This window comes from uncultured Maribacter sp. (assembly GCF_947500405.1).
Lineage (GTDB): Bacteria > Bacteroidota > Bacteroidia > Flavobacteriales > Flavobacteriaceae > Maribacter_B.
The window spans coordinates 200562-227163 of the sequence record NZ_CANMRY010000006.1; the positions used below are offsets into that span (position 1 = coordinate 200562).

Here is a 26602-nt window from a genome sequence, read left to right on the forward strand (position 1 = left end):
TTAGGTTTAAATTACTCCTTGTGCTAACATAGCATCTGCTACCTTAACAAAACCTGCAATGTTTGCTCCTTTTACGTAGTTGCAAAAACCATCTTCTTCTTTACCAAACTCAATACAAGAATTATGAATTTCTTCCATAATACCTTTTAATCTTTCATCTACCTCTTCTCTTGTCCAACTAATTCTAAGAGAATTCTGAGACATTTCTAATCCAGAAGTTGCAACACCACCAGCATTAGAAGCCTTTCCTGGAGCAAAAAGTATTTTAGCATCATGAAAAGCATGTATAGCATCTGCTGTAGAAGGCATGTTTGCTCCTTCTGCAACACAAATACATCCATTAGCAATAAGTTGTTTTGCTTGGTCTACATTTAACTCGTTTTGCGTTGCACATGGTAATGCAATATCACATGTAACTCCCCAAGGTTTTTCCCCCGCATGGTATGTTGCAGAGCTATATTTTTTAGTATACTCAGAAATACGAGCACGCTTGTTATTCTTTAAATCCATAACAAACGCCAATTTCTCTGAATCTATACCGTCTTTATCATAAATATAACCAGCAGAATCTGAAAGCGTAACCACTTTACCACCTAACTGAAATACTTTTTCTGCAGCAAATTGCGCTACATTACCAGAACCAGAAATAACAACTGTTTTTCCTTTTATCTCTTGGCCTTTAGTTTTTAACATACTTTGTGCAAAATATACAGTACCATAACCTGTTGCTTCTGGGCGTATTTTAGAACCTCCCCAAGAAAGACCTTTTCCTGTTAATACTCCCGTAAACTCGTTTCTTATTTTTTTATACATTCCAAAAAGGAATCCTATTTCTCTTGCACCTACACCAATATCTCCTGCTGGAACATCAGTATTAGGTCCTATGTGTCTATTTAACTCTAACATAAAAGCATGGCAAAAACGCATTACCTCATCATCAGACTTTCCTTTAGGGTCAAAATCTGAACCACCTTTGCCACCACCCATTGGCAACGTAGTTAAGCTGTTTTTAAATACTTGCTCAAAAGCTAAGAATTTAAGAATACTTGCATTTACTGTAGGATGAAAACGTAAACCTCCTTTATAAGGACCAATTGCCGAGTTCATTTGTATACGATATCCTCTGTTTACATGTATCTCTCCTTGGTCATCTACCCATGCAACTCTAAACGATATTAAACGTTCTGGCTCTACCATTCTTAAAAGAATGTTTTTACCATTATAAATTTCATTATTAGCAATGTATGGTATTACAGTTTCTGCTACCTCTTGTACTGCTTGGATAAACTCAGGTTCATGGCCGTTTCTTGCCTTAACCTCATCCATAAAACCTTTAATTTTTGCCTCCATAAAGCTATTTTAATATATTATATTTTAACAATTTAGAAATATAACGGCGAAATTATAACATTACTATAATTATATCGCTATTTTTTTTAGTTAAATTATCATAATCTTAATTTAATAATCTTAATCTTACATTGTTAAAAAACTTTAAAATTCCCCTTTTTATTGTTCTCTTTAAAAAGCATGCATTTTATACAATGTATTACTAATTAACTTAAGACATTCTCTAAATCTTCTATTAAATCTTGCGCATCTTCTATCCCCACACTAATTCTAATTAATGCATCTTTAATTCCAATTTTTTCACACTCTTCTTTAGGCATACCACCATGAGACATACTTGCAGGATGCCCAACTAAACTTTCTACACCGCCAAGAGATTCTGCTAATGTAAAAAGCGATAGTTTTTTTTATAATAATAACCCGTTGTGCATTTAGAAAAAGTTGTGCAAACTGCTAAAAGGCAGTAAATTGTAGTTACCACACTATAATTTATATGCACAACGGGTAAAGATATATTCGTCATAAAAAAGAATTAGTTAATAGTATTTTAAATTTACAGTATTCTCCTTGGAGATTATAACGAAACCGTATTTTTGTGCCATTAAATTAATTATCTCTTTCTATGAAATATATTTATATACTACTTCTTTTATTACTTGTATCTATTAGCTGTAAAAATGAAACACTACTAACTTTTGAAACTTTATTGATTGAAGATAAAACTTGTGAAAATTGTCCTGTAGTGACTATTGATATTCCAAAAGCATTAGAAAAAACACCCATTTCTAAAAACATAAATATTGCTTTACAAGAAGAGATAATTACCCTTTTAAATTTTGATGAAACAACTAATGTTACTTCTATAAAAACTGCCATTGCATCTTTTAATGAAGGTTATACTAAATTAAAAGATAAATTTCCTGAAGAATCTACAAAATGGGAAGCTGTTATTAATGGAGAGGTATTATATGAAAATAAAGATATTTTAACTATAGCTTTAGACTCTTACATTTTTACTGGTGGCGCTCATGGGTATTCTGTAAAAAGATTTTTAAATTTTAATAAGAAAAATGGCGTTGAAATAGAAAATTGGGAATTATTTAATACCAAATTTGACTTTGAAAAGTTTGCCGAAATTAAGTTTAGAGTTCAAGAAAATATTCCACAAGACCAACCTATAAATTATACTGGTTTTATGTTTGAAGAAGATTCTTTTTATTTGCCAGAAAATATTGGATTTACAAAAGAAGGGATACAACTTTTATATAACCAATATGAAGTAGCATCCTATGCGGATGGCCCCATTACTATAACAATTCCTTATAATGAAGCCAATAAATATTTAGTTACAGAAATTAAAAAATAAACTATTTAGCCAAGGCTCTCTTCAATGCTAATATTGAACCTAAGTGTATACCCTCATGAAAAACATTAAACGCTATAGCATCTTCAGCACTATCTAAAGTTACCTGTGGCGTTGTTGTATAACTTTCATATGAAGTAAAAATACCTTTACTATAGTCTTCCATTGTTTGTTTTGGCACTGATAATAACAAAGCTTCAATCTCTTTTATTTCATCCTCACTCACAGGTTCTTCTGTTGGTACAGTTCCTTTTTTGTATTTCTCTACTAACTCATTAGAAACTAAAAGTTCCTTACCACTTTTCCCATATACCAGTAACTGTTGCGTTACAACTACATGCGCAATATTCCAAAATAGATTATTATTAAATCCATCAGGAATTACAAATAGTTCTTCTCTAGGCGTTTCAGTTAAAAATCTTTTAAGAATAACTCTATTCTTCAAGGTAGTATCAAATAATTTTTCCAATAGATTTTTATTTTAAATTAAAGACTATACATTTTATTATGACAAAAATAGAAAATTAGGCTTTAATTAGGTTTCTTTGCTTAGTAAACTTTGCAGTAAAAAATGAAAAAAATATATTACTTAAGCACTTGTGATACTTGTAAAAGAATTATTAAAGAATTAGAACCTTTAGAGGCTTTTGAACTTCAAGATATTAAAACCAGTCTTATTACGGAAAATCAAATAAAAGAAATGCAAGATTTAGCAGGTTCCTATGAAGCTCTTTTTAGTAAGCGAGCAAGGTTGTATAAAGAAAGAAACTTAAAAGAGAAACCACTAGAAGAGAAAGATTATAAAGAACTTATTTTAGAACATTATACCTTTTTAAAGAGACCTGTAATACTAAATAAAGGTCAAATATTTATTGGTAATAGTAAAAAAATAGTGGAAGCTGCTAAACAAAATATACATTCTTGAACCAAAGAACGCTAGCCATATTAGCAGCAATTGGTGCTACTACAATTTATGGTATGAACCATACTATTGCAAAAGGAGTAATGCCAACCTATGTTAAACCTTTTGGGTTTATAATGTTACGTTTAGTTGGTGCTGCTACTTTATTTTGGTGTATTTCATTTTTTGTTCCAAAGGAAAAAATTGAAAAGAAAGACTGGGGAAAAATATTACTTTGCGCAGTTCTTGGCATGGTAATTAATATGTTATCCTTTTTTAAAGGGCTATCCTTATCTACACCAATAAACAGTTCTGTATTAATTATATTAACCCCTATTTTCGTAGTAATATTATCTGCAATATTTATAAAAGAAAGAATAACTTTACGTAGAGTTCTTGGTATTATTTTAGGCTTTATAGGTGCAATTACTTTAATATTGTTTAAAGCAGAAGTTAGTCAAAATGCTCCTAATATACCTTTAGGGAACTCTTTGTTTATAATTAATTCTCTTTGTTTTGGAGCGTATCTTATTTTCGTAAAAAAACTAGTAGAAAAATACCACCCTTTTACCTTAATGAAGTGGCTTTTTACCGTTGGAGCAATTATAAGTTTTCCTGTAACTTATCCAGAATTTCAAGAAATACAATGGAGAAATATGCCATTAAATGCCTTGGGAGCTGTTGCTTATGTAATTATTGGCACTACATTTTTAACGTACTTATTTAACATTTATGCTCTTAAAAATTTAAAAGCATCTACTGTAAGTTCTTTTAGTTATTTACAACCTATTATAGGTGTTCTCTTTGCCCTTTTAATGGGTAAAGACAGTTTAAGCACTGTTAAAATTATAGCCATGCTATTAATTATGTTTGGCGTTTACTTAGCAAGTAAAAAACCTAAACCAAATCCTTAGGTACTTTTGCAAATTTTCTAGTGTCCTCTTTTGTAAGTACTCTAAATCCTTCTGGTTTCTCTACTTTATTAAATGCATTTAAAAAATCGTCATTAAGTCCTATTAATGCTCTAGTTTTTAAATTTACCCAAGCACCCATCATCTCGCAATGTGCAACGTTTTTACCTTTATAGTCATAAAAGTTATGGTGAAATTCAAAAAACTTACCATTTTCACTCATTCCCATAACCTCCATAGAAACTCTTACTGGTTTTCCAGGAAAAACTTCTTTAAAGTAATACACATGTTCATAAAAAACTACTGGACCAATACCCTGTTCTTCCATAGTTTTATAATCAAATCCTAATTCCATTAAAAAAGCCATTCTAGTTTGACTCATAAAATTTAAATATGCAGAGTTTGCTAAATGTCTATTAGCATCTACATCACTCCATCTAATTTCAAAATCTTTTAAATACATAGTTATTTTTTGTTATGCATGCATAATACTTCATAAAAATAGCATAGTTTTGAAGAACAAGGAACATTTTAAGAAAAAATTATCTTTAAATTTAATAGCTAACTCTAAAGTAAACCCTATGACTACAAAACCATCTTTTATAAAAAAACTTTCTTTACCTGCTGTTGCTGCTCCAATGTTTTTAATTTCTGGTCCACAATTAGTAATTGAGTGTTGCAAAAATGGTATTGTAGGTACCTTTCCTGCGCTTAACCAGCGTACAAGTGAAGGTTTTGAAGAATGGCTTATTGAAATACAAACTGCTTTAAGTACTTTTGAGAAAGAAACTGGCAAAAAAGCTGCTCCATTTGGTGTTAATCTTATTGTACACCCAACCAATCCTAGATTAGAGGCCGATATAAAATTATGCATTAAATATAAAGTCCCGTTAGTAATTACTTCTTTAGGTGCAGTATCGCAAGTAGTAGATGCTATTCATAGCTATGGTGGACTAGTTTTTCATGATGTGATTAAAAAACGTCATGCAAAAAAAGCTGCAGGAGCTGGTGTAGATGGTTTAATTTTAGTTGCCGCAGGAGCTGGCGGACATGGAGGCACTATAAATCCTATGACTTTAGTTTCTGAAATAAAGCAGTTTTTTGACAAAACAATTTTGCTCTCTGGTTGCATAAGTACAGGTAGAGATGTTGCTTCTGCATTACAAATGGGTGCCGATTTAGCATATATGGGAACTCGTTTTATTAATACCAGTGAAAGTAAAGCTACAGAGGAATATAGAAAAATGATTATTGAAGCAGGAGCTAGCGACGTTGTTTATACCGCATCTATTTCTGGTGTGCATGCTAATTTTTTGGGAGCTAGCTTAAAAGCTGCTGGTATTTCTGAAGAAGATTTAAAAAAGGACACGAAAATAGACTTTGGAAAAGAAATGGATACCGAGGCCAAAGCCTGGAAAACTATCTGGTCCGCTGGGCAAGGTGTTGCTAACATAGAAAACACTACTTCTGTTTCTAATTTGGTTTCTACTTTAAAAAAAGAATTCAAATCTGCCATAGAAGAACAAATAAAGTATTTAGAAATATACCCTAAATAACATGTCTGAAGAAAAAGAATTAGAGCAATTACTAAAAGGGATGACTCCGAAACTTAATGAAGGTAAATATGTGTTTTGTACGATTAAAAATCCAAATATAATACCTAGAGAATGCACTATTTGCGAGTTTAAAGAACAAGAAGGAACTACTATAATTATAGAGCAAAAAAACGCAGATGCTTTAGGGCTTAAGTATACCTATGTTGCTTCTTGGATTACTTTATCCATACATTCCTCTTTAGAAGCGGTAGGACTTACTGCTATGTTTTCTTCCGAATTAGCGAAGAACAATATAAGTTGCAATGTAATTGCTGGGTATTATCACGATCATATTTTTGTAGATACCAAAGATGCAAATAAAGCAATTACCGCACTTTTAAACCTATCTAAGAGTAAAGCTAAATAATGCCAAACATACCTTCTTTATACAAGCCTCCTCTAGTATTTAAAAACAGTCATTTATCTACCATCTATTCTGGGTTATTTAGAAAAGTTCCTGTATTACATCAAAAAAGAGAAAGAATATTTTTAGCTGATGGAGATTTTTTAGATTTAGATTGGAGTTTTGCGCAAAAACCTTCTAAAAAAGTAATTATCCTAATTCACGGATTAGAAGGTAATGCCCAAAGAGCTTATATTTTAGGAAGTGCTAAACTATTTAACCCTTCTGATTATGATTGTTGTTCCATTAATTTAAGAGGTTGTAGTGGAGAAGCAAACGCTTTATTCCGCTCCTATCATTCTGGTGCCACAGAAGATTTAGAAAGTGTAATACAACACATTCTAGAAACAAAAAAATATACTGAAATTTATATTAAAGGATTTAGCCTTGGAGGTAATTTAGCACTAAAATATGCCGGAGAGAAAAGGCATCGTCCTAAAGAATTAAAAAAGATTGTTGCTATATCTGTTCCTTGTGATTTACACAACTCTTTACAGCAATTATTAAAACCTAAAAATGCATTGTATGCCGCAAGGTTTAAAAAACATTTGATTGAAAAATTAAAAACTAAACAAAAATTATTTCCACAAGAGATTCTAGATACCGATATAAATTCTATTCATACTTTATTAGATTTTGATAATTTTTATACCAGTAAAGCACATGGATTTACAGATGCTATGGATTATTATGAGAAAAGCAACTGTTTACAATTTTTACCAAATATCTCTATTCCAACATTACTCATAAACGCTAAAAACGATTCTTTCTTAGGAGAAAGCTGTTTTCCTATAGCTATAGCAGAAAAAAATACCTTTATAAATCTAGAAATTCCTAAATACGGAGGGCATGTTGGTTTCGTTGGGCAAAAAAATGTTACCTACACCGAAAAAAGAGCCCTAAGTTTCTTTAAGGAAACAAATTAGTTTTTGTATTTATTATCTTAGAGGCAAAATTAAATAAGCAATGAAAAAAATAGCATCCATTTTAGCACTAGGAGTTCTACTTGCTAGCTGTGGCGAAAAGAAAGAAGAAAAAAAAGATGGTTTTGAAATTAACAGAACTAAAACCGAAACAAAAGCTGTTAATCCTGAAACAAAAGAGGTTCCTGTAGATTTAAGTAATAAAGGAGTTGGGCCAATTACTACATTAGAACTTAATGCAGATATTGATGCAAAAATGGCTACTGCTGGTGAAGAAAAATTTAAAGCTTTATGTACTGCATGCCATATGGTAGATAAACGTATGATTGGGCCTGCTTTAAAAGGTGTTACAAAACGTAGAAGTCCAGAATGGATTATGAATATGATAATAAATCCTGATAAAATGATAAAAGAGGATCCCATTGCTAAAGCATTATTAAAAGAGTATAATAACGCCATAATGTTTAATCAAAATTTAAGTGAAGAGGATGCAAGGTCTATTTTAGAATATTTAAGGACTTTATAAGATAAAAAAATGCCCTTAGAAACAAATTTCTAAGGGCATTTTTTGTATTATTAATTCTGCATTTACTTAGAGACTACTTTATATGTTGGATCTTCTAAAACATTAACATCTATAATATCATCTGCATCTTTTAGTAACCTAATGCAATCTTTGCTTAAATGTCTTAAGTGTACTTTTTTGCCAACTTTATGGTAACGTTCTGTAAGTTTGTTTAAAGCTTCTATACCAGACATATCTGCTACTCTACTATCTTTAAAATCTATAATAATTTCATCAGGGTCTCCCTGAATATCAAACTTTTCATTAAAAAGAGTAGTGGAACCAAAAAATAAAGGCCCAAAAATTTCATAGTGCTTTACACCATTATCATCCACATGTTTTCTTGCTCTAATACGTTTTGCATTTTCCCAGGAATATGCCAGTGCAGATATTATAACTCCTAATAAAACAGCTACTGCAAGGTTGTGCGTTATTGCAGTTATTAAAGTAACTAATACCATTACTATAACGTCTGAATTTGGCATTTTTCTAAACGTTTTAAAACTTGCCCATTCAAAAGTACCTATAGCAACCATAAACATTAAACCTACTAAAGCTGCCATTGGCAATTGTTCTATTAGATTAGAACCAAACATAATAAACACCAATAGCATTACTGCAGCAGTAATACCTGATAAACGTGCTCTTGCACCAGAAGAGGTGTTAATTAAACTCTGCCCAATCATTGCGCAACCACCCATTCCAGATAAAAACCCAGAAAGTATATTTGCTGTTCCTTGTGCTACACACTCTTTATTACCACTACCTCTAGTATCTGTAATTTCATCAATAATATTTAAGGTTAGTAAACTCTCTATTAAACCTACACCAGCTACAATTGCAGCATAAGGGAAAATAATTTTAAAAGTTTCTAACGTTAATGGAATATTAGGAATAGAAATAGGAGGAAAACCACCTTTTATAGACTCTCCTTCTTTCATAGTGTCTGCTACAGTAAGTGTGTCTATACCAAAGCCTAAAACAATTGCAGAAACTACTACAATTGCCACTAAAGAAGAAGGTACTGCTTTTGTTAGTTTAGGTAAACCCCAAATTATTAACATGGTTAAAAGCGTTAATCCTAGCATTATATACATAGCGCTGCCTTCTAAAAGGTTGTCTGTTCCTTTTTGATAAAAATTAGGAAACTGCGCCATAAATATAATTATAGCCAAACCGTTTACAAAACCAAACATTACGGGGTGTGGTACTAAACGTATAAATTTTCCTAAGCGCAAAACACCTGCTAATATTTGTAATACTCCTGCAATAATTACGGTTGCAAACACATAATTAAGAATTGTCTCTGGCTCTATTCCTGGAAAGTTTCTTTTTAACTCTAAAATAAGTCCAATAAAAACAACTGCAACAGCACCTGTTGCTCCAGATATCATTCCTGGTCTACCTCCAAAAATAGAGGTAATTAATGCCAATACAAAAGCTGCATAAAGCCCTGTTAAAGGAGAAAACCCCGGGATTAATGCAAAAGCAATTGCTTCTGGAACTAATGCTAAGGCTACTGTTAATCCAGAAAGTATTTCTGTTTTATAATCTACTTTTTGTTTAAAATCAAAAAGATTAAGATACTTTTTCATATCACTAATTTAAGGGCGCAAAAATAGAACAAATTCTTTTGGAACACCTTAAACTGTTTAATAATTAAAAATATAGTGGTTTTTTATTAAAAAAATTAAACTTCTTAATGTTCTTACTAACAATCTATTAGGAATTATATAAATAAAAAACCGCCTTAAACATATTGTTTAAAGCGGTTCTTAACTAAATAACCAACCAAAAATTCTTCTAAGAGTATTTAATACTTTTCTCTTACTATTTTATTTTTCTACTTCGTTTTACATGCATTGTAGGATTCGAAGTCTTTTTTCTCTTTTTACTTACCGAGCTTTTGCCCGATTTTAAGTACTGCTGATATCCTTTCCCTGTAAACTCATAAACCGTTTTACTATCTGGGTGATAAAGCTCTATAGTACTATTATTAATAACGTATAGTTCAAAGTAATCATTGCCCATAAAATCATATGCAAGTGTTAAAGTTTTGAGCGTTTCATCGTTTTCTATGTTATATACCTGATAATCTCCTTCAAAATCCCATTGTAACCTAGAAATAGAGGTTCCATTTTTATCTATAGAAGATCTAAAAAAGTCTGGTAAAAACTGTAAAAAATTCTCTTCATCAAAATCGTTTATTGCTCCTTCTTCACTAGTATAACTTTTTTCCCAAGCATCATACTCTTGTAAAAAGTAGTTTATATTATCATAAAACACGTTATCATAATCAAACGTATCTGTATAATATCCTTTTAAAAAGTAAGACGTTCTAGATCCAGCATCATACAATTCTATCGTACTATTATTAACCGTAAGCACCTCTAATATCCAAGAACCATCTACATCATGATCTATATCTACCGCACCATTATAGCCATCATAATATCCTACAGGGATTCCAAAACCATTTCCTGTATTGCCAATACCTACAATATTGTTATTAGCATACATTTTTCCATTTTTAAATGAAACGGTAAATGCTCGTTGTAAAAAAGGAACTTCGCCATTACCCTTGGTAGCGTTAATATCTATATACCATAAGTCATACAATTGTAACACCTGATTGGTGGTATAAATTGGCTCCTCTATAAATTCATCTTCTATTAATACTTCTGCATAACAAGAAGAAAGTAAGGTTCCTACTAATATAAATCCTATAAGTAATTTTACTGCTTTCATCTTTTAACTATTTTAAATTCCTTTAATACAAAACAAACCTTATGCCAAAAAATTTACAATGCTTATATTGTACTATAGAAAGCTCCTTAAATTTTGGTAATTTTGGAACATTAATACTATAATGCACAAACAAATGAAATTTGCAGTTTTAGGAGGAGGAAGTTGGGCAACAGCTATTGTTAAAATGTTATCCGAAAACCAAGATCAGGTTATTTGGTATATGCGTAATGAAGATGCTATTGCTCATATTAAAACTGAAAAACATAATCCTAACTATTTAAGTTCTGTAGAATTTCACTTGGATCAACTACAATTAACTTCAGATATAAACGAAGCTGTTTCTAATGCCGATTTATTGTTATTTGCTATTCCGTCTGCTTTTTTAGATAGTGAATTGCAAAAGCTTACCGTCTCATTAGAAAATAAAATTGTTTTTTCTGCTATAAAAGGAATTGTTCCTGAAACTGGGTTAATTGTTGGAGAGCATTTTCATGAAAAGTACGCTATCCCTTTTGAAAATATTGGTGTTTTAACTGGCCCCTGCCATGCAGAGGAAGTTGCCTTAGAAAGGTTGTCTTATTTAACTATTGCTTGTGCAGACCAAGAAAAGGCGATAATTGTAGCAGATAACTTAAAAAGTCATTATATAAAAACTAAAATATCGGACGACATTATAGGTACAGAATACGCTGCTATGTTAAAAAATATTTATGCAATTGCAGCAGGAATTTCTCATGGTTTAGGGTATGGAGACAACTTTCAGAGTGTTCTTATGAGTAACTCTATTAGAGAAATGAAACGCTTTATTAAACGTGTGCATAAAATGAAAAGAAACATTAACAATTCTGCTTATTTAGGCGATTTGTTAGTTACCGGGTATTCTACTTTTAGCCGTAACCGTATGTTTGGCAATATGATTGGTAAAGGATATACTGTAAAAAGCGCCATGATGGAAATGAGTATGGTTGCTGAAGGGTATTACGCTACCAAAAGTGCACATTTGCTAATGCAAAAAATTAATAAAGAATCTGGAACTCCTATTATAGATGCTGTTTATGAAGTATTGTATAAGGGTAGAAACCCAAAAAAAATATTTACTGCGCTTACCGATAAGTTAGATTAAATTTACTCTACAGTAATATGTATTATTGCTTCATTACCCAAAGCATCTAAAACTGTAATTTTGTGTTTTCCTTCTGAAGGAATAATTCCAATTTCATGAAAATTAGTTGTTTCTTTTATAAACTCTTCATCTACATACCAATACACAGGTGTTTCTTGTTTAGAGTGCGCTAGCTTTAAAATAAGTTCTCCCTTTTCCCCATTAAAACCTTTAGTAAGTGTAATTCTGTTTCCATTCTTTGGGTAAATAAATTGCATAGGAGAAACATTTGTTGGCTTGCATGTCCTTTTAAAGCTTGGGAGTATTCTATAATCAAGATGCGTTTTTTTATAATAAAACTCCATTAAGGGTGGTATTACAAACCAAGATTCTGTTATAGTAGTAGATAAATCTGCGCAGGAAGAATTTACCCTAAATTGTTTCTTAGCATCTAATTGTATGTTTTTATGATAAGAGCATACCTTAATTTTATTTTCTTTATTTGGAATAGAAATAGTTTTTGTGGGGCAAATAGGTGTTGCTAAATACCCACTTTTAGAACAAACCTTAACATCTATAAATGCATCTAGAGGCTTTAAAAACCAGTCCGATTTTGGTAGCACATCAAAAACATCAAATAAAATAGGAGCTGCACTACGTACTCCAGTATGGTTTGGTCTCCCTTCTCCATCTGCGTTACCTGCCCAAACACCAACTACATAATCTTTAGTTACTCCAATAGCCCAAGCGTCTTTATTACCATAACTAGTCCCTGTTTTCCAAGCTACTTCTTTACTACTATCATAAAACTCCCAAGACTCACTCCCTTCTGGTCTATTTACTTCTTTCATAGCTTCAAAGGCTAAATAAATACTTGCAGCATCAAAACTATTTTTCTCCTTTGTAAGTTCCCCAAAATTTATAGAACCTTCCTTTTCTATAATTGGTTCTACAAATTCATTTTTATAATACTCACTAGAAGTCTCGTTAAAATGATTTACTGTAGAAGCCAAATTTGCATACGTCTTACATAAATCCCACAAATTACTTTCTGCACCTCCTAAAATTAAAGTTAACCCATAATGTTCTGCAGATTTGTTAACTCCTCCCAAATTAAAATAGTTAAGCTGGTCTCTAAACTTTTTTAAACCATAAGACTGTAATAAACGCACCGCAGGAATATTTAAAGAACGAGCTAGGGCCTTTTTTGCAGTTACGGCCCCACTATAATCTTCATTAAAATTTTCTGGAGTGTACCCAGCAATTTGGGTAGGCACGTCTGGTACTAACATATCTGGCAACAATTCTCCTGCATCTAACATCGCAGTATAAAGCAAAGGCTTAATAACACTACCTGTACTTCTATTTGCTTTAATTATATTAACATCTTTTTGGTATTCTTTTGTAGTTGGTGTGTTTCCAACATAAGCTAAAACTTTTCTAGTCTTTACATTTAAAACTAAAATTGAAGCGTTATGTACTAAATTTTGTTTTAATCTTTGGTAATGCTTCTCTAGAATCCTATTTGCATTTTGTTGCAATGTCCTATCTATAGAGGTTACTACACATTGCCCGTTATTATTTTTTGTTATTTCTTGTACTAAATGTGGAGCAATTTGCGGTAAAGCATACGGCTTTTTTGGTAATTCTTCTAATAGTGCTAATTCATAGGTAGTTTTATCTAAAACGCCTGTATTTAATAATTTTTTTAAAAGTCGGTTCCTTTTAATTAATAATTGTTCTTGATTTTTTCCTGGGTAAATTAAACTTGGAGCGTTTGGCAGTACCGCTAAAGTAGCAGATTGTGCCCATGATAATTGATGAGATTGTAACCCATAATAACGCCAAGAAGCTACTTCTAAACCTACTACATTACCACCAAACGGAGCATTACTAGCATATAATGCTAAAATTTCTTTTTTAGAATGTCTTAACTCTAATCTTGTAGCCCAAACTAACTCTATTAACTTTTCTAGGTAAGACCGTTTCTTATTCTCTCTGGCTAAGCGTATCACTTGTTGGGTAATAGTACTACCTCCACGGAGTGTTTTACCTGCTAATAAATTTGTTTTAAAAGCCTTAGCCATTGAAACAGGGTTAAAGCCAGGGTGTTTATAAAAATAAGCATCTTCAAACTCAAGAATACAGGTTTTAAATTTATAAGGAACACTATCTATTTTTGGAAACCGCCATTGTCCATCTGCTGCAATGGTAGCTCCTATTAAAACCTTATCGTTACTTTTTATTACTGTAGCTTTAGGAGAACTAAATAAAACCTTTGGAAGGCAAAAGTAATACGCAATACACAAAGTACATACTAGAACTAATTTCTTTGGATGCTTTTTTATAAACCGTACAACTTTATTTTTCATAAGTACTAAGTCATCCTAAGCAACAATTTATGCTATATATTTTTTCTCTAAAAAATAACCAACAATTGCTTCTTTCATTAATATCGATTGTTCTCCAGCTTTTAAAGCTGGTAATTCTTCTACAACAATATAATGAGGCCAACCTTCTTCATCAAAAAAATCGAACTTATAATACCCATAAGGTTCAAGCAATCTGCAAATAGCTATGTGCATTAAGTTTAGTTTTTCGTCTTTCTTATACGTCTTATCATATTGCCCTAATTCCTGTATCCCTATTAAATAAATAATGGCATCTAAATCTAAGGTATCTCCTTCTGCAAACTGCGTAGAAAGTTTTTCTACTAAACTTTGCCAACGTTCTTTTAACTCTATATCTCTAGACATTATTTAATTTTTAATCTGTAGTCATTTGTTTTTAAAAAATCAAAGGTACAAATCAAAGTTTTATATTTGCCTAAATCAAAACAAGCATGGCTATATTAGATATTGTTTTAGGAATAGTACTTATTTGGGGGCTTTATAAAGGTCTTAAAAATGGTCTTTTTGTTGAAATTGCCTCTATAATTGCTCTCATTGCAGGAATTTATGGAGCTATACATTTTTCATACATAGCTGGCGATTATTTAGCAGAACATATGCAATGGAATGAGCATTATATGAATGTTGCTTCTTTTGTAATTACCTTTATTGCAATAGTAGTTCTTGTACATATAGCCGGAAAATTATTAACTAAAGTAGCAGATTTTGCTATGTTAGGTTTTTTAAATAAAGTAGCTGGGGCTTTATTTGGGGCTTTAAAAGTTGCTGTAATTGTTGGAGCTTTATTGGTATTCTTTGATCGTATGAATAATACACTACATTTTATTGGGGATGGTGCTAAAAAAGAATCTTTACTCTATGAGCCAATAAAAGAAATTGGTGCTTTTGTTTTTGATACTGTTTTACCTGAAAAAGCAGATGAAAAAACTACAAATTAAAAAAATGTTTTGTAGTACAAATCTTGTTGTTTCTGAATCTTTTAATTCTAATATTACATTAGGCAGATTTTTTACGTTTTTAGCCGATTAAATGTAATATATAAATAAACATTGTTTTCTTTTGTAATTAGAACAGCAGTACACTATACTTTGAAAAGAATAAAAGAGTATTATTTTTACAAAAAACCCCTTCATATTTTAAGTTATGACTTTGGGGATTTTTACTTGTATGACACTTTTATTGTTGGCGAAGTAAAAGAAGATGTTGTTATTTCATGGGAAGCACAAGGAAAATTTTTAGTAGATGAGCTCCATAGTATATACCAAGATAAATCTAAAGAATTAATTTACATAAGCCATCGTATTAATGATTACTCTGTAGTCCCTTCTGATTGGCTAAAATTTAAAGAGTATGATATTAAATTTAAAGGGTATTGCATAGTTAATTATACTAAGAGAGGTTTTTTTAATAGTATGTTAGAGAAAGTTTTTGTGCCAAAATTGCAAACTTTTTCCTCTTTGAAAGAGGCTTTAGTATGGGCAAAATCCTTTGAAGCTGTTATACTAGACAGCTCTTGTTATATACCTTAATTTTATTTATTTTACTGCACAACCTTTACCCATTCCCCTTTAGTACGCACCATGTAATCATTATTATACATAGCTTCTGCTTGTACTCCAGGTAAATAATAAGTTCCTAAATAGGATGCGTTTAACAATACTCTAAACGTTTTGCTCTCTTTAGGTTTCATATCAAAATAAAAATTAGCCCTATCATCTCTAATATCTGTATGGGTTACATTATTCTCCACAAAACTTCCAAAATCTGTAAATCTTGTATTTACAATTTCCCAACCACTTGGAAATATTTGCGACATTGCCATATCTTTTAATTTAACGGTAGATGTATTGGTAATGGTAACCTCAGCAACAAAATCTGTTCCTTGCTGTATTTCTGTTATCTCTAATGTAGACCCATTTCTATTTTTATACACCACATTTGCATTAAGGTTTTGCGTTATTACTTTTTCTTGGCCAACAGGCAAAATTCCATTTGTAATTAAACTAACATAAACTGCATTATTCTCTTTGTTCTTAATGGTTACTGTATTTGCTCCTTTTTTAATTTCAAAATTCCTATTTACTAATGTTTTGGAAGTACTAATTTTATCTGATTTTCCGTTTACAGAAATACTTGTACTAATACCTTTACCACCTACCATGTCGGCAAATTTTGCCATACTTAATAAACTATAAGCCGTTTCTTGTGTGCTTAACCATCTTTTTTCTGCTAACACACCAGCTATTTCTTTTGCTAGTTGTTGTGCTTTTACTTTGTCTTGTACTAAAACAACCGTTTCTAAAGCCATTGCTTTATTACGTAAAGCAGAACCATAGGTATAGTAGTAATTTTTTCTTTTAGCAAAATCCCATTTAGCCTTTAATAATAAGTCTTTAGCAACTTTGCTTTGCCCTATTTGGGCATAGGCTGCTGCTAGTTTAAAGTAAGTATCATTAGACAATTCTTTTGTTTCTCTTAGTCTGTTCATAGATGCGATATCTGCATTTCCAGAAAGAGCCAAAGTATATAAACGATACGCTTGCGCTAAAGAAGAACTTGTGTTTCCAGAACGCCACTGTTTTGCTATTTGTTTTTGATAATTTACCCAACTAGATTTAAACCCTATAGGCAATACATAACCTCTTTTTTCTGCTTCTAGTAAAAAATGCCCTGCATAAGTTGTTCCCCAATCATTAGCTTGCTTTTGTCCTGGCCAGTAGCCTAAACCTCCGTTAGCTAATTGAAACCCTCCTAATCTTTTAATAGCACTTTCTACATTCTGCTGAATTCTTTTTTTCTTATTAGAAGTAATATCAAAAATAGAAGTTAAAAATAACTGCGGAAAAGCTCCAGAAGTAGTCTGTTCTACACAGCCATGAGGATAGCGAATAAGTTGCTGCATACGCCCATTAAAATTCATTGCTGGTAAAGTAGAAAACTCTACATCTACAGAGTTGCTTCCGTTTATTCCAAAAGATTCTATAGAAATTGTTTTTTCTGCATTGGCCTCTAGAATAATAGCCTCTGTATTAGAAGTAATTGGGTTAGGGTTTACCACATCTATAGGAATTTCAAAAGATGCTTTTTCGCCATTACCAGATGCTTCAACCACTACCTTTCCTATACCTTTATAGTCGGATATATTTAAGGTAAAATATGCCATCTTCTCCTCTGGTGCAGTGAAGCTTAAAGATTGAGATGTTCCGCCTTTTACAGTAAATGCTTTGTCTTGTTTTATTTTTAAAGTAACATTTTTAATTTTCTTTTCCATAGCAAATACGGTAACTGGCAATGTTACTTTTTCACCTGGTGTAATTTTCCTTGGCAAAGACGCCAATATCATTAATGGTTTACGTACAGGAGTTGTTTTTTCTGCTATGCCATAAGCTTCTTTAGTTACATCACCAGCAACTATCATAGTACGCACAGAACCTACATATTTTGGAATTTTAATTTTATGTGTTTTTGTTTTTCCTGCTTTTAACTCAAACGGGCCTAAATGCACCACCATAGGTTTAAACCTATTAGCTTTCTTATTTTTTGCGCCAGCTAACTCATCATCTCCACCAATTGTAAAAACCTGATTTACTTTGCCTCCAAAAGCCCCAATAACATCATCATAAACATCCCAAGTCTTTACACCTAATGCTTCTTTAGCATAAAAGGTATTCCAAGGATTTGGAGTTTTAAATCTTGTTAAATCTAATAACCCTTCATCTACAATAGCAATACTATAAGTCATAGCTTTTCCTTTGTTTTCTTTTACCGTTACTTTTATTTCTTCTTCTGGTCTAAGAACATCTGGCATAGCAACAACTGGCTCTAACTTTGTTTCTGGGTTTTCTACCGCTATTGGTACCAAACCATATAAACGAATAGGGTTATCATTTAATGTGCTTGCATGTGGTTGTAATAGCGTAATATGAATAAATACATTGGGTGTATATAATTCTGTTATAGGCAATATAAATTTTGTTTCTTCTTTGGTTGTTTCTACCCAAAGAGATTCTAAAACTTCGCTTCCATTTTCTACAGTAACTAAGGCTCTACCTCCTTCTGAACTTGGGAAAGAAACCGTAGCATTCTCGCCAACATTATAATTTTCTTTATCCGCTGAAAAAGACAACATAGTGGCTGCAGATGGGTCGTTCTTTTTAGATTTTCCTGCCCAACCTGGCCAGTCTACGTATACTGCTTTACCTGTTGCATGACCGCCTTTGGTATCTTCTACACGTACTAAATAACGCCCCCAGTCTGGGTACTTCAATTCAAACTCAAAACTACCTTTTCCATTAGAACTAGTACTTATTGTTTTAGAAAAAATTTCTTCTCTATATTGGCTACTACTATATGAGGATAAGTTATCTGCAGAAGTATCCCACCACCATCTCCAGTTTACTTTATGGATGGTAACTTTCAGGTTCTTAGCTGCTTTTGGTTTTCCATTTTCATCTACAGAAACTACCTCAAATTTATGCTTAACATCGGTTAAAAGCATTCCTCTTCTTTTATCTCCTTTAGGAGCATTTAATCCAACATACGTACTATAAGGAGAGTATTGCTTTGTAAAAACATCCGTACTAAAATCGCCTCCATTTTCATATACTTTAGTAATAAATGCTACATTTAGCATTCCTGGAGCTTTTGCTGTTACTTGCGGATTTACATTGAATTTTGCTTTTCCTTCTGCATTAATCTTACCATTAAAAACTACTTGCTCTTCACTAGAAAAACTACGTGAAGGATCATCAAAAACATACCCAGGAAAAGTCTTAAAAGTTGTTTTCTTTGCATTAAATTTTCCTGTTATATCTGCCTTTAAGTTTTTAGCTATAGCACCATGTAGCCATTTTACTTCTATCTCTCCATCTACTGGAGATTTACTAGACAATACCTCTTTATCAAAAGCGGTTTTTATTTTTAAACGGTTTGGCTTTATGGTTTCAATTTTTAGAGTCTTTGTAAAAGATGCTCCTCCAACAGATACTTTAATTAACCAATTTCCTGTTACAGCATTCTCATCGGTCTTTAAACTAAAATTGTAAAAATTATTTACACCATTAGTTGTAACCTCTCTATGTACTATACTATTATAAGGGTCTAAAAGTTCTAGTTTTACAGGATGATTTTCTGGTAACTTATTAGCATTATCATTTAGCATAAAAGAAAGATAAATTTTGTCTCCAGGGCGCCAAACTCCTCTTTCTGCAAAAATGAATCCTTTTATTCCTTTTTGTAATTGAACACCAGAAACATTAAACTTACTTACAGAAAGTGCATTACCATCATTAAGTTTTATATAATTTTTTTGACCATTACTTTCTACAATTGCAAAAAAGGCTAGTTTATCTGAATCTAAAAATGAGATTCCTTTTTCATCTGTAGTAACTTTTCCTACTTCTTGTTGCTGATAATTATAGAAAGTAACTTTTGCTCCAGCAATAGGTTTTGTAGTTACAATATCATTTACAGCAATAAAATAACTTTTATTAAGGCCTTTTTTTACTGTAACCCCTATATCTGTAGCCAAAACATTTATGCCAATTTTTTTATTATAATAATAGGATGTGTTACATGGGTTTTCTCTCTCAGACCAATTATAATCGTAGTAATAGTCATTATAATAATTTTCAACCCCATCCCAAGAACTATTCTCTTGTTCTTCATCAAAACTATTTGTTGGGTCTTCGTCCTTAAAATTTGTAGAACCACAGGTATATAGACTATACGCTCCTTTATATGTAAATTCTACTCTATAAATTGCGCCTACTTCTGGAGTAATAATGGACTTTAAATCTAAAGCATGTGCTGTCCATTTTCCAGTATTATTAGATAATTTACCAACTAAATCAATCTTTTTAGTAATAATTGGCCTTGCTACGCTTCTTAAATTACCTTGTCCGTTTATAGTATTGTTTTGTAAAAATTGTAGTATGTTATTTTCGTAGATTTTAAGAACTGTAACATCTACAGCTTTTAAATTTACAGCCTCAAAATTAATCTTAAGATTATTAGATGAAGGTAAAATAGTACCGTTAGAAAGCAATCTAATTTGTGGTTTTATTTCTTCAAAAGCCACACGTTCTTTAAACTTAGATTTTAGTTTATAGCCATCTGCACTTTCAATTCCATCAAAAATTTCTAGGAATGCAGTTCCAGTCATTTCTTTAGATGGGTATATTTTTAACACATTACCATCTACAGAATACTTTGGTTTATCATCGCCTTCTAAAACTACTAAACCTTTAAAGTTTTGGCTTTTTTTAATTGGATCCGAAAAATTTAATACTATTATTTGATTCTCTGAAGAATCTAAAGTAACATCCAGAATAGTAAAATTATTTTTTCCTGCAATAGAAATTTTATTTTCACCCTCACTTTCTATGTCTAAGGCTTTTCCTGTCCATGTAACTAAAAGTTCGCTATCTTCCTTAAAACGCTGAATACTATCTATTGTAAAAGAAAACTGAGTTCCTTCTTTTAAACCATCCTCAAACTTTGGCGTTATTTTTTTTCCTTTATGTGTTATACTTACTAAGGTTTTAGCATTTTCTAAAGAAAGAACATCAGAACTTCTTAATTGCCCATTTATATATTGGTACTCTTTAGAGTATGATTGTATTGCATTTGTATAAATATTAAACTGCTGTTTTACTGTTTTTACTCCAAAAGACATTTCTTTTACCTCCTCTGGAGAATTAGGTAAAATAGTTTTTAGATTTAGCGTAAAAGCATAGTCTGTATCTTGTTTAAATGCTTTCTCTGGAACAAAAGCAATTGTCTTTTCATCTAAGGCTATTACTTTACCTGCTACTTTAGGAGAAACTTTAAATAAACTTTTATCTAACTCTAACCCGTTCTCCCAACCTTCTATTGCTGTATTAAAGACAACTCTAACATCAGATTTAACAGAAATTATTCCATGACTTACTTCAGAAATGTAATCTTGATACTTACTTAAATCATCAAAAGTATCCGAGGCATTTTTTTGTTTAGAATTACAACTTATTAAAATAGTTAGAAAGAAGAAAAGATAAAAAATAGACTTACTATTCATGGAATTATATTTTATGTAAAAGTAACGGAGTTTATAACACATTACATCCCTGTTTTCATTGAAATGCAAAGAAGACTTACAAATGGAAAAACGTTTTTGTTGTCCGAAAAATTATACACTTTATCTAAAAAGAAGTATTTCATCGAAAAAATGTAAATTTTAATAGAACCAATACAATAATTCTTTAATATTACAACCGTTAATAGTTTCCCCTTATTAGCAAAGAGCTTAAGAAAACCCCTTTCTTAATAATATTACCTACTTCTGTTAGAGAACAACCTACTTACAAATAGAACATTATATGAAAATGAGTATGCAAAAAGCATTCTTAGTTTTATTTGTATTTGTGGCTTTCTCTTGCACAAAAGAAACCGCCGAGGATACAAACTTTATAGAAGCTGAGAACGTTAAAGAAATAGAAGACGAATTACTTTCTATTGTTAATGAATATAGAGTAAATCAAGGGCAAACATTACTTAGCTATAGTAGCATAGCATATGAACAGGCTAATAAACATAATGATTATATGATTTCTAAAGGAAACATAAGTCATGACAATTTTAGTTCTAGAGCTACCGCTATATCTACAGAGTTAGAAGTAGAATACGTTGCCGAAAATGTAGCAAAAGATTACAAAACTGCTAATGAAGCTTTTAAAGGATGGCTTGGTAGTTCTAGTCATAAAAAAACTATGGAAGGAGAATTTACACATACTGCGGTGAGTGTAAAAAAAGACATAAATAACAATCTGTTTTATACACAACTCTTCTTTAGATAAAGAAAGTATTTAAATATGGGGCAAGCCTCTGAGCATTTAAATCTTGATTATAGAGTAAAAACATTTTGTTTTATTAATTTTATAACATCAGCATATTGCTGGTGTTTTTTTATTTCTAATTTTTAAAAATTACAAAATGCCTATACAAGCTCCTTTTAATCTTACTACATGGATATCTGAAAACAGAGAGTTACTAAAACCGCCTGTTGGAAACAAAAACCTATATAAAGATGCAGGAGATTATATTGTAATGATAGTTGCTGGTCCAAATGCCCGAAAAGATTACCACTATAATGAAACCGAAGAATTATTTTATCAATTAGAAGGAAATATAGAAGTACACTTACAAGAAAATGGTGAAAAGAAAACCATGAAACTTGGGCCTGGAGACATGTATTTACACCCTGCAAAAGTACCACACTCTCCAGTACGTCATGAAAACTCTATAGGGTTAGTTATTGAGCGTAAAAGAGCAGACTTAGAAGCCGAAGATGGCTTATTATGGTTTTGCGATAATTGCAATCATAAATTATATGAAACCTATTTTAAGTTACACAATATTGAGAAAGATTTTCTAAAACATTTTAAACACTTTTACGGCTCTCCAGAGTTACTTACCTGTGATAATTGTGGAACAAAAATGCCTGTTGATAAACGATTTACTAAAGAAGAATAAATGGATATAATTGCAAAAATTTTAATAGGCATAATTGCGTTTTTGCACTTCTACTTTTTATGGTTAGAAATGTTTGCTTGGACTACTAAAGGAAGAAAAGTTTTTAAAAATTTTCCGCCAGATTTATTTGAACCCACTAAGTCTATGGCTGCAAATCAAGGGCTTTATAATGGTTTCTTAGCATCTGGACTTGTATGGACATTCTTAATCTCTAATATACAATGGTCTACTAATATTGCAATCTTCTTTTTAAGTTGTGTTGCAATTGCTGGTATTTATGGAGCAATATCCGTAAGTAAAAAAATATTCTACATACAAGCACTTCCTGCAATTATCGCAATACTTTTACTAGTAGTAAAACGGTTTTTATAACTAAAAAACTAACCGTTAGGATTAATCCGTTTTATTTGTAAATTTGCTAAAAAATTTAACAAATAGTGTTCAAAAAGTTATAAAATGTCAAAAATAGCATCATTCGGAATACAAGAAGCACTTAAACAATTAGGTGTTACTGAAATTAATGAAGGAACATCTACTGGCTCTAATAAATTCTCTAATGGGGAAATTATAGAGTCTTACTCTCCTGTTGATGGCAAATTAATTGGTAAAGTAAAAGCCACAACTAAAGAAGATTATAATAAAATGATGCAAACTGCAATAGTTGCATTTAAAGAATGGAAAACAAAACCTGCTCCACTTAGAGGGGAAATTGTTCGCCAATTTGGAGAAAAGTTAAGAGAAAAAAAAGAAGCTTTAGGTAAACTTGTTTCCTATGAAATGGGAAAAAGTTATCAAGAAGGTTTGGGTGAGGTTCAAGAAATGATAGACATTTGTGATTTTGCAGTTGGTTTATCTCGCCAATTACATGGTTTAACTATGCATTCTGAACGTCCAGGACATAGAATGTATGAGCAATACCATCCGCTTGGAGTTGTTGGTATTATTTCGGCTTTTAATTTTCCTGTTGCTGTTTGGGCGTGGAACACCGCACTTGCTTGGATTTGCGGAGATGTTTGTGTTTGGAAACCTTCTGAAAAGGCTCCAATTTGTGGTATAGCATGCCAAAATATTGCTGCTGAAGTTTTTATAGCTAATGGACTTTCTGAAGGAATTTGCAATCTAATAAATGGCGATTATAAAGTAGGTGAAATGCTAACTAAAGATTCTAGAATTCCTTTAGTTTCTGCTACAGGTTCTACAAGAATGGGTAAAATTGTAGCACAAGAAGTTGCTGCTCGTTTAGGAAAATCTTTATTAGAGTTAGGTGGAAATAATGCTATAATTGTTACCCCAGATGCAGATGTTAAAATGACGGTTATTGGTGCCGTTTTTGGTGCCGTAGGTACTGCAGGACAACGTTGTACATCTACAAGAAGGTTAATTATACATGAAAGCATGTATGCTACTGTAAAAGACGCTATAGTAAAAGCCTATGGACAATTAAAAATTGGCAACCCATTAGATGAAACTAACCACGTTGGTCCAGTAATAGATAAAAATGCAGTTAAAATGTATGAAAATGCACTAGAACAAGTAGTTGCAGAAGGTGGTAACATACTAGTAGAAGGCGGTGTACTTTCTGGAGAAGGATACGAGTCTGGCTGTTATGTAAAACCTGCAATTGCAGAAGCGCAACCACATTATAAAATTGTACAACACGAGACTTTTGCTCCTGTCTTATATTTATTAAAATATTCTGGAGATGTACACAATGCAATAGCTATTCAAAATGAAGTAGCGCAAGGGTTAAGTTCTGCTATAATGACTAATAATTTACGTGAAGCAGAAGCCTTCTTATCTGTACAAGGGTCAGATTGCGGTATTGCTAACGTTAATATAGGTACTTCTGGCGCAGAAATTGGAGGCGCATTTGGTGGTGAAAAAGAAACTGGAGGCGGTAGAGAAAGTGGTTCTGACGCATGGAAAGTATACATGAGACGCCAAACCAATACTATTAACTATACTACAGAATTACCTTTAGCGCAAGGTATAAAGTTCGATTTATAAACAAAACATAGTTCTTTTAGTAAAAAAATGCCCTACTACAATTCTATGTAGTAGGGCTTCTTACTTGCCATTAAAAAATATAAAAAAAGTATAATTTGTATGTTTATTTAATGTTCTCTAACCGGTAATTAATGTTTACCTCCTTGATTTTTAGACATTCGTAAGATTTTTTTAAGATTTTTTTAATACATTGTAGACTAAACACTAAATGAATATTAACAATGACAAAAACAACTACGAATCTGCTAGGGATTATAATTACCATCCTGGCAGGTATTTATTTTTACATTACGTGCTGCAGTGAATGCGGTACGGCTGTAAAAGAGGAACCCGCCAAACAAGCCATAGTTCCAGCAGAACCAACCGCAACATCCTACCCCTTTGCTTTTAGCGATGGCGATTATGCGTTTAATGAAAATGATAATTACAACTTTAATTTGTCTGGATCAGAAATTCTTATGCCATTATCTACAAAAGTAGAAGCTGGTATTGCAAGCCTAAAATCCTTTTTAGGAGAAAACGCATCTAAGGTTATAAACATTACTGGCTATTATAAAAGTGATGAAACCAACGATTCTGCATTCCCTAATTTAGGACTAGCAAGGGCAAATGCTGTTAAAAACCATTTAGTTGCTAATGGTATTTCTTCTACTCAAATTAACACCTTTGGTAGTTTAAAGGATGAAATGGTAGATAAAGACAACGTTTATTTAGGCCCTGTTGCTTATGGTTTAGATTCTAAATCTGAAAATGCAGACGATGAACTAAAAGCGCTTTATGAAAAAATTAAAGCAAATCCATTAGTGCTTCATTTTAATACTGCGCAAGCTTCTATTAACCTTAATGCAGAGCAAAGACAAAAAGTAGCAGATATTTCTAGATATTTAGATAAAGTAGATGGTGCTTCTGCTAATGTTGTTGGCCATACAGACAATACTGGTAACCGTAATACCAATATAGGTCTAGGACAAGAGCGTGCAGACTTTGGAAAAGCCTACCTTATAAAAAATGGTATATCTGGAGATAAAATAAACACTTCTTCTAAAGGGCCAGATAGTCCTGTTGCAACCAATGCTACCCAAGAAGGTAGAGCAGAAAACAGAAGAACAGTAATTACATTAAACTAAATAACAAACAATAAAAAATTATAAAATATGGATTTTGCAAATATGAACATTTGGTGCTGGTTAATTCCTTTATTAGTAGGAGCAATTTGTGCTTACTTAGGCTACCTAATTGGAAAAGGAAAAACAACTACTATAGATAATAGTGCCGATTTAAAATTATTAGAAAATAAAAATGCAAAACTACAAGCAGATTTAGATGCTTGTATTAGTAAACGCGCTGCATTACAAACTGATTTAGACGCTTGTAATGTTAAGTTATCTGCAAAATCTGCTGCTCCAGCTGCTTCAGCAGTTTCTTCTTTTGCTGCTGGTGCTGCAGTTGCATCTATTCCTTTTGATGGAGATGCTGCAAAAGCTGTGTTTGGAAAGAAAATTAATGAAGACGATTTAAAAATTGTTGAAGGTATTGGGCCAAAAATATCTAGTATGTTTAATGATGCTGGAATTAAAACTTGGAAAGCCCTTTCTGAAGCTACAGTAGCAGAATGTCAAAAAGTATTAGATGGTGGTGGTGATCGTTATAAAATTCATGACCCAGCTTCATGGCCCATGCAAGCAAAAATGGCGTATGAAGGTAAATGGAAAGAACTTGCAAAATGGCAAGATGAACATGACCACGGAAAATTATAATTAAATAACCAACAACAAAAAGCCCAATCAAAAAATTTGATTGGGCTTTTTTTAT

24 protein-coding genes and 1 pseudogene are annotated in these 26602 nt (G+C 31.8%); 16 read left to right on the top strand and 9 right to left on the bottom strand.

Annotated features, from left to right (window positions below):
* Positions 1 to 6 precede the first annotated feature (6 nt).
* Both gdhA and Q0945_RS10335 read right to left on the bottom strand, forming a co-directional pair.
* On the bottom strand, positions 7 to 1350 hold the full coding sequence (gdhA, locus tag Q0945_RS10330) for an NADP-specific glutamate dehydrogenase (RefSeq protein WP_299434234.1): 1344 nt from the start codon (positions 1348 to 1350) through the stop codon (positions 7 to 9).
* A 206-nt stretch (positions 1351 to 1556) separates the two neighbouring features.
* Positions 1557 to 1757 (bottom strand): annotated as a pseudogene (locus Q0945_RS10335) (PLP-dependent transferase); the annotation flags it as partial.
* Between the two features lie 215 nt (positions 1758 to 1972).
* Here Q0945_RS10335 and Q0945_RS10340 point away from each other — a divergent pair.
* Positions 1973 to 2716, top strand: coding sequence for a DUF3298 and DUF4163 domain-containing protein (locus tag Q0945_RS10340; RefSeq protein WP_299434236.1), 744 nt, complete (start codon positions 1973 to 1975; stop codon positions 2714 to 2716).
* Position 2717: 1 nt separating this feature from the next.
* On the opposite strand, the gene Q0945_RS10345 is transcribed toward Q0945_RS10340, so the two are convergent.
* Complete coding sequence (locus tag Q0945_RS10345) at positions 2718 to 3182, bottom strand: DinB family protein (RefSeq protein ID WP_299434238.1); 465 nt, start codon at positions 3180 to 3182, stop codon at positions 2718 to 2720.
* Between the two features lie 102 nt (positions 3183 to 3284).
* On the opposite strand from Q0945_RS10345, the gene Q0945_RS10350 reads away from it, so the two are divergent.
* Both Q0945_RS10350 and Q0945_RS10355 read left to right on the top strand, forming a co-directional pair.
* Entirely contained in the window at positions 3285 to 3638 is a 354-nt protein-coding gene (locus tag Q0945_RS10350; protein WP_299434240.1) for an ArsC/Spx/MgsR family protein, read from the top strand.
* A complete protein-coding gene (locus tag Q0945_RS10355; RefSeq protein WP_299434243.1) occupies positions 3635 to 4528 on the top strand; it encodes a DMT family transporter in 894 nt (297 codons plus the stop codon). Before Q0945_RS10350 ends, Q0945_RS10355 begins: the two co-directional genes overlap by 4 nt.
* On the opposite strand, the gene Q0945_RS10360 is transcribed toward Q0945_RS10355, so the two are convergent.
* The gene (locus Q0945_RS10360; protein ID WP_299434245.1) at positions 4512 to 4988 is read right to left on the bottom strand and encodes an acyl-CoA thioesterase; all 477 of its coding nucleotides are present in this window, start codon (positions 4986 to 4988) and stop codon (positions 4512 to 4514) included. The two genes, Q0945_RS10355 and Q0945_RS10360, sit on opposite strands and share 17 nt — an antisense overlap.
* A 118-nt stretch (positions 4989 to 5106) precedes the next feature.
* Here Q0945_RS10360 and Q0945_RS10365 point away from each other — a divergent pair, with 118 nt between their 5' ends.
* From Q0945_RS10365 to Q0945_RS10380, 4 genes are read left to right on the top strand one after another with little or no spacing between them, the layout of a single operon-like run.
* Positions 5107 to 6081, top strand: coding sequence for a nitronate monooxygenase (locus Q0945_RS10365; protein ID WP_299434322.1), 975 nt, complete (start codon positions 5107 to 5109; stop codon positions 6079 to 6081).
* 1 nt (position 6082) lies between these two features.
* Complete coding sequence (locus Q0945_RS10370) at positions 6083 to 6487, top strand: ACT domain-containing protein (RefSeq protein ID WP_299434246.1); 405 nt, start codon at positions 6083 to 6085, stop codon at positions 6485 to 6487.
* Positions 6487 to 7449 (top strand): alpha/beta fold hydrolase, encoded by a 963-nt coding sequence (locus tag Q0945_RS10375; RefSeq protein WP_299434247.1) that lies wholly within the window; start codon positions 6487 to 6489, stop codon positions 7447 to 7449. The genes Q0945_RS10370 and Q0945_RS10375 overlap by 1 nt, the downstream gene beginning before the upstream one ends.
* Before the next feature lie 40 nt (positions 7450 to 7489).
* A complete protein-coding gene (locus Q0945_RS10380; RefSeq protein WP_299434248.1) occupies positions 7490 to 7972 on the top strand; it encodes a cytochrome c in 483 nt (160 codons plus the stop codon).
* A gap of 62 nt (positions 7973 to 8034) precedes the next feature.
* Here Q0945_RS10380 and Q0945_RS10385 read toward each other — a convergent pair whose 3' ends face one another.
* The gene (locus tag Q0945_RS10385; RefSeq protein ID WP_299434249.1) at positions 8035 to 9606 is read right to left on the bottom strand and encodes a SulP family inorganic anion transporter; all 1572 of its coding nucleotides are present in this window, start codon (positions 9604 to 9606) and stop codon (positions 8035 to 8037) included.
* Positions 9607 to 9841: 235 nt separating this feature from the next.
* Positions 9842 to 10759 (bottom strand): nicotinic acid mononucleotide adenyltransferase, encoded by a 918-nt coding sequence (locus Q0945_RS10390; protein ID WP_299434250.1) that lies wholly within the window; start codon positions 10757 to 10759, stop codon positions 9842 to 9844.
* Between the two features lie 121 nt (positions 10760 to 10880).
* On the opposite strand from Q0945_RS10390, the gene Q0945_RS10395 reads away from it, so the two are divergent.
* Positions 10881 to 11882 (top strand): NAD(P)H-dependent glycerol-3-phosphate dehydrogenase, encoded by a 1002-nt coding sequence (locus tag Q0945_RS10395; RefSeq protein WP_299434251.1) that lies wholly within the window; start codon positions 10881 to 10883, stop codon positions 11880 to 11882.
* A gap of 2 nt (positions 11883 to 11884) precedes the next feature.
* Here the strand turns inward: Q0945_RS10395 and pbpC are convergent, their stop codons facing one another.
* Positions 11885 to 14233, bottom strand: coding sequence for a penicillin-binding protein 1C (gene pbpC, locus Q0945_RS10400; RefSeq protein ID WP_299434252.1), 2349 nt, complete (start codon positions 14231 to 14233; stop codon positions 11885 to 11887).
* Between the two features lie 27 nt (positions 14234 to 14260).
* Positions 14261 to 14617, bottom strand: a complete 357-nt coding sequence (locus tag Q0945_RS10405) for a hypothetical protein (RefSeq protein ID WP_299434253.1) — start codon at positions 14615 to 14617, stop codon at positions 14261 to 14263.
* 86 nt (positions 14618 to 14703) lie between these two features.
* On the opposite strand from Q0945_RS10405, the gene Q0945_RS10410 reads away from it, so the two are divergent.
* Positions 14704 to 15210 carry a CvpA family protein gene (locus Q0945_RS10410; protein WP_299434254.1) on the top strand — a complete coding sequence of 169 codons (507 nt, stop codon included), beginning with the start codon at positions 14704 to 14706 and terminating at the stop codon, positions 15208 to 15210.
* Positions 15211 to 15360: 150 nt separating this feature from the next.
* Positions 15361 to 15801, top strand: coding sequence for a hypothetical protein (locus Q0945_RS10415; protein WP_299434255.1), 441 nt, complete (start codon positions 15361 to 15363; stop codon positions 15799 to 15801).
* An 11-nt stretch (positions 15802 to 15812) separates the two neighbouring features.
* Here the strand turns inward: Q0945_RS10415 and Q0945_RS10420 are convergent, their stop codons facing one another.
* The gene (locus tag Q0945_RS10420) at positions 15813 to 21329 is read right to left on the bottom strand and encodes an MG2 domain-containing protein (protein WP_299434256.1); all 5517 of its coding nucleotides are present in this window, start codon (positions 21327 to 21329) and stop codon (positions 15813 to 15815) included.
* Positions 21330 to 21642: 313 nt separating this feature from the next.
* Here Q0945_RS10420 and Q0945_RS10425 point away from each other — a divergent pair, with 313 nt between their 5' ends.
* The 6 genes from Q0945_RS10425 to Q0945_RS10450 all read left to right on the top strand — a co-directional run bounded on the left by Q0945_RS10425 (position 21643) and on the right by Q0945_RS10450 (position 26547).
* The gene (locus tag Q0945_RS10425; RefSeq protein ID WP_299434257.1) at positions 21643 to 22107 is read left to right on the top strand and encodes a CAP domain-containing protein; all 465 of its coding nucleotides are present in this window, start codon (positions 21643 to 21645) and stop codon (positions 22105 to 22107) included.
* A 136-nt stretch (positions 22108 to 22243) separates the two neighbouring features.
* Positions 22244 to 22783, top strand: a complete 540-nt coding sequence (locus tag Q0945_RS10430; RefSeq protein WP_299434258.1) for a 3-hydroxyanthranilate 3,4-dioxygenase — start codon at positions 22244 to 22246, stop codon at positions 22781 to 22783.
* Positions 22784 to 23155, top strand: a complete 372-nt coding sequence (locus Q0945_RS10435; RefSeq protein ID WP_299434259.1) for a DUF1304 domain-containing protein — start codon at positions 22784 to 22786, stop codon at positions 23153 to 23155.
* An 84-nt stretch (positions 23156 to 23239) separates the two neighbouring features.
* The gene (locus Q0945_RS10440) at positions 23240 to 24790 is read left to right on the top strand and encodes an aldehyde dehydrogenase family protein (RefSeq protein WP_299434260.1); all 1551 of its coding nucleotides are present in this window, start codon (positions 23240 to 23242) and stop codon (positions 24788 to 24790) included.
* A 221-nt stretch (positions 24791 to 25011) separates the two neighbouring features.
* Positions 25012 to 25917: an OmpA family protein gene (locus Q0945_RS10445; protein WP_299434261.1), complete on the top strand. Its 906-nt coding sequence runs from the start codon at positions 25012 to 25014 to the stop codon at positions 25915 to 25917.
* A gap of 27 nt (positions 25918 to 25944) precedes the next feature.
* Positions 25945 to 26547, top strand: coding sequence for a hypothetical protein (locus Q0945_RS10450; RefSeq protein WP_299434262.1), 603 nt, complete (start codon positions 25945 to 25947; stop codon positions 26545 to 26547).
* Positions 26548 to 26602: the final 55 nt, after the last annotated feature.

Coding starts and splice junctions, on each gene's coding strand:
- Q0945_RS10430 (WP_299434258.1), top strand. CDS start 22,244: ATGCCTATACAAGCTCCTTTTAATCTTACTACATGGATATCTGAAAAC.
- Q0945_RS10405 (WP_299434253.1), bottom strand. CDS start 14,617: ATGTCTAGAGATATAGAGTTAAAAGAACGTTGGCAAAGTTTAGTAGAA.
- Q0945_RS10450 (WP_299434262.1), top strand. CDS start 25,945: ATGGATTTTGCAAATATGAACATTTGGTGCTGGTTAATTCCTTTATTA.
- Q0945_RS10375 (WP_299434247.1), top strand. CDS start 6,487: ATGCCAAACATACCTTCTTTATACAAGCCTCCTCTAGTATTTAAAAAC.
- Q0945_RS10340 (WP_299434236.1), top strand. CDS start 1,973: ATGAAATATATTTATATACTACTTCTTTTATTACTTGTATCTATTAGC.
- gdhA (WP_299434234.1), bottom strand. CDS start 1,350: ATGGAGGCAAAAATTAAAGGTTTTATGGATGAGGTTAAGGCAAGAAAC.
- Q0945_RS10440 (WP_299434260.1), top strand. CDS start 23,240: ATGTCAAAAATAGCATCATTCGGAATACAAGAAGCACTTAAACAATTA.
- Q0945_RS10380 (WP_299434248.1), top strand. CDS start 7,490: ATGAAAAAAATAGCATCCATTTTAGCACTAGGAGTTCTACTTGCTAGC.
- Q0945_RS10365 (WP_299434322.1), top strand. CDS start 5,107: ATGACTACAAAACCATCTTTTATAAAAAAACTTTCTTTACCTGCTGTT.
- Q0945_RS10395 (WP_299434251.1), top strand. CDS start 10,881: ATGCACAAACAAATGAAATTTGCAGTTTTAGGAGGAGGAAGTTGGGCA.
- Q0945_RS10410 (WP_299434254.1), top strand. CDS start 14,704: ATGGCTATATTAGATATTGTTTTAGGAATAGTACTTATTTGGGGGCTT.
- pbpC (WP_299434252.1), bottom strand. CDS start 14,233: ATGAAAAATAAAGTTGTACGGTTTATAAAAAAGCATCCAAAGAAATTA.
- Q0945_RS10425 (WP_299434257.1), top strand. CDS start 21,643: ATGCAAAAAGCATTCTTAGTTTTATTTGTATTTGTGGCTTTCTCTTGC.
- Q0945_RS10420 (WP_299434256.1), bottom strand. CDS start 21,329: ATGAATAGTAAGTCTATTTTTTATCTTTTCTTCTTTCTAACTATTTTA.
- Q0945_RS10435 (WP_299434259.1), top strand. CDS start 22,784: ATGGATATAATTGCAAAAATTTTAATAGGCATAATTGCGTTTTTGCAC.
- Q0945_RS10385 (WP_299434249.1), bottom strand. CDS start 9,606: ATGAAAAAGTATCTTAATCTTTTTGATTTTAAACAAAAAGTAGATTAT.
- Q0945_RS10350 (WP_299434240.1), top strand. CDS start 3,285: ATGAAAAAAATATATTACTTAAGCACTTGTGATACTTGTAAAAGAATT.
- Q0945_RS10445 (WP_299434261.1), top strand. CDS start 25,012: ATGACAAAAACAACTACGAATCTGCTAGGGATTATAATTACCATCCTG.
- Q0945_RS10390 (WP_299434250.1), bottom strand. CDS start 10,759: ATGAAAGCAGTAAAATTACTTATAGGATTTATATTAGTAGGAACCTTA.
- Q0945_RS10370 (WP_299434246.1), top strand. CDS start 6,083: ATGTCTGAAGAAAAAGAATTAGAGCAATTACTAAAAGGGATGACTCCG.
- Q0945_RS10360 (WP_299434245.1), bottom strand. CDS start 4,988: ATGTATTTAAAAGATTTTGAAATTAGATGGAGTGATGTAGATGCTAAT.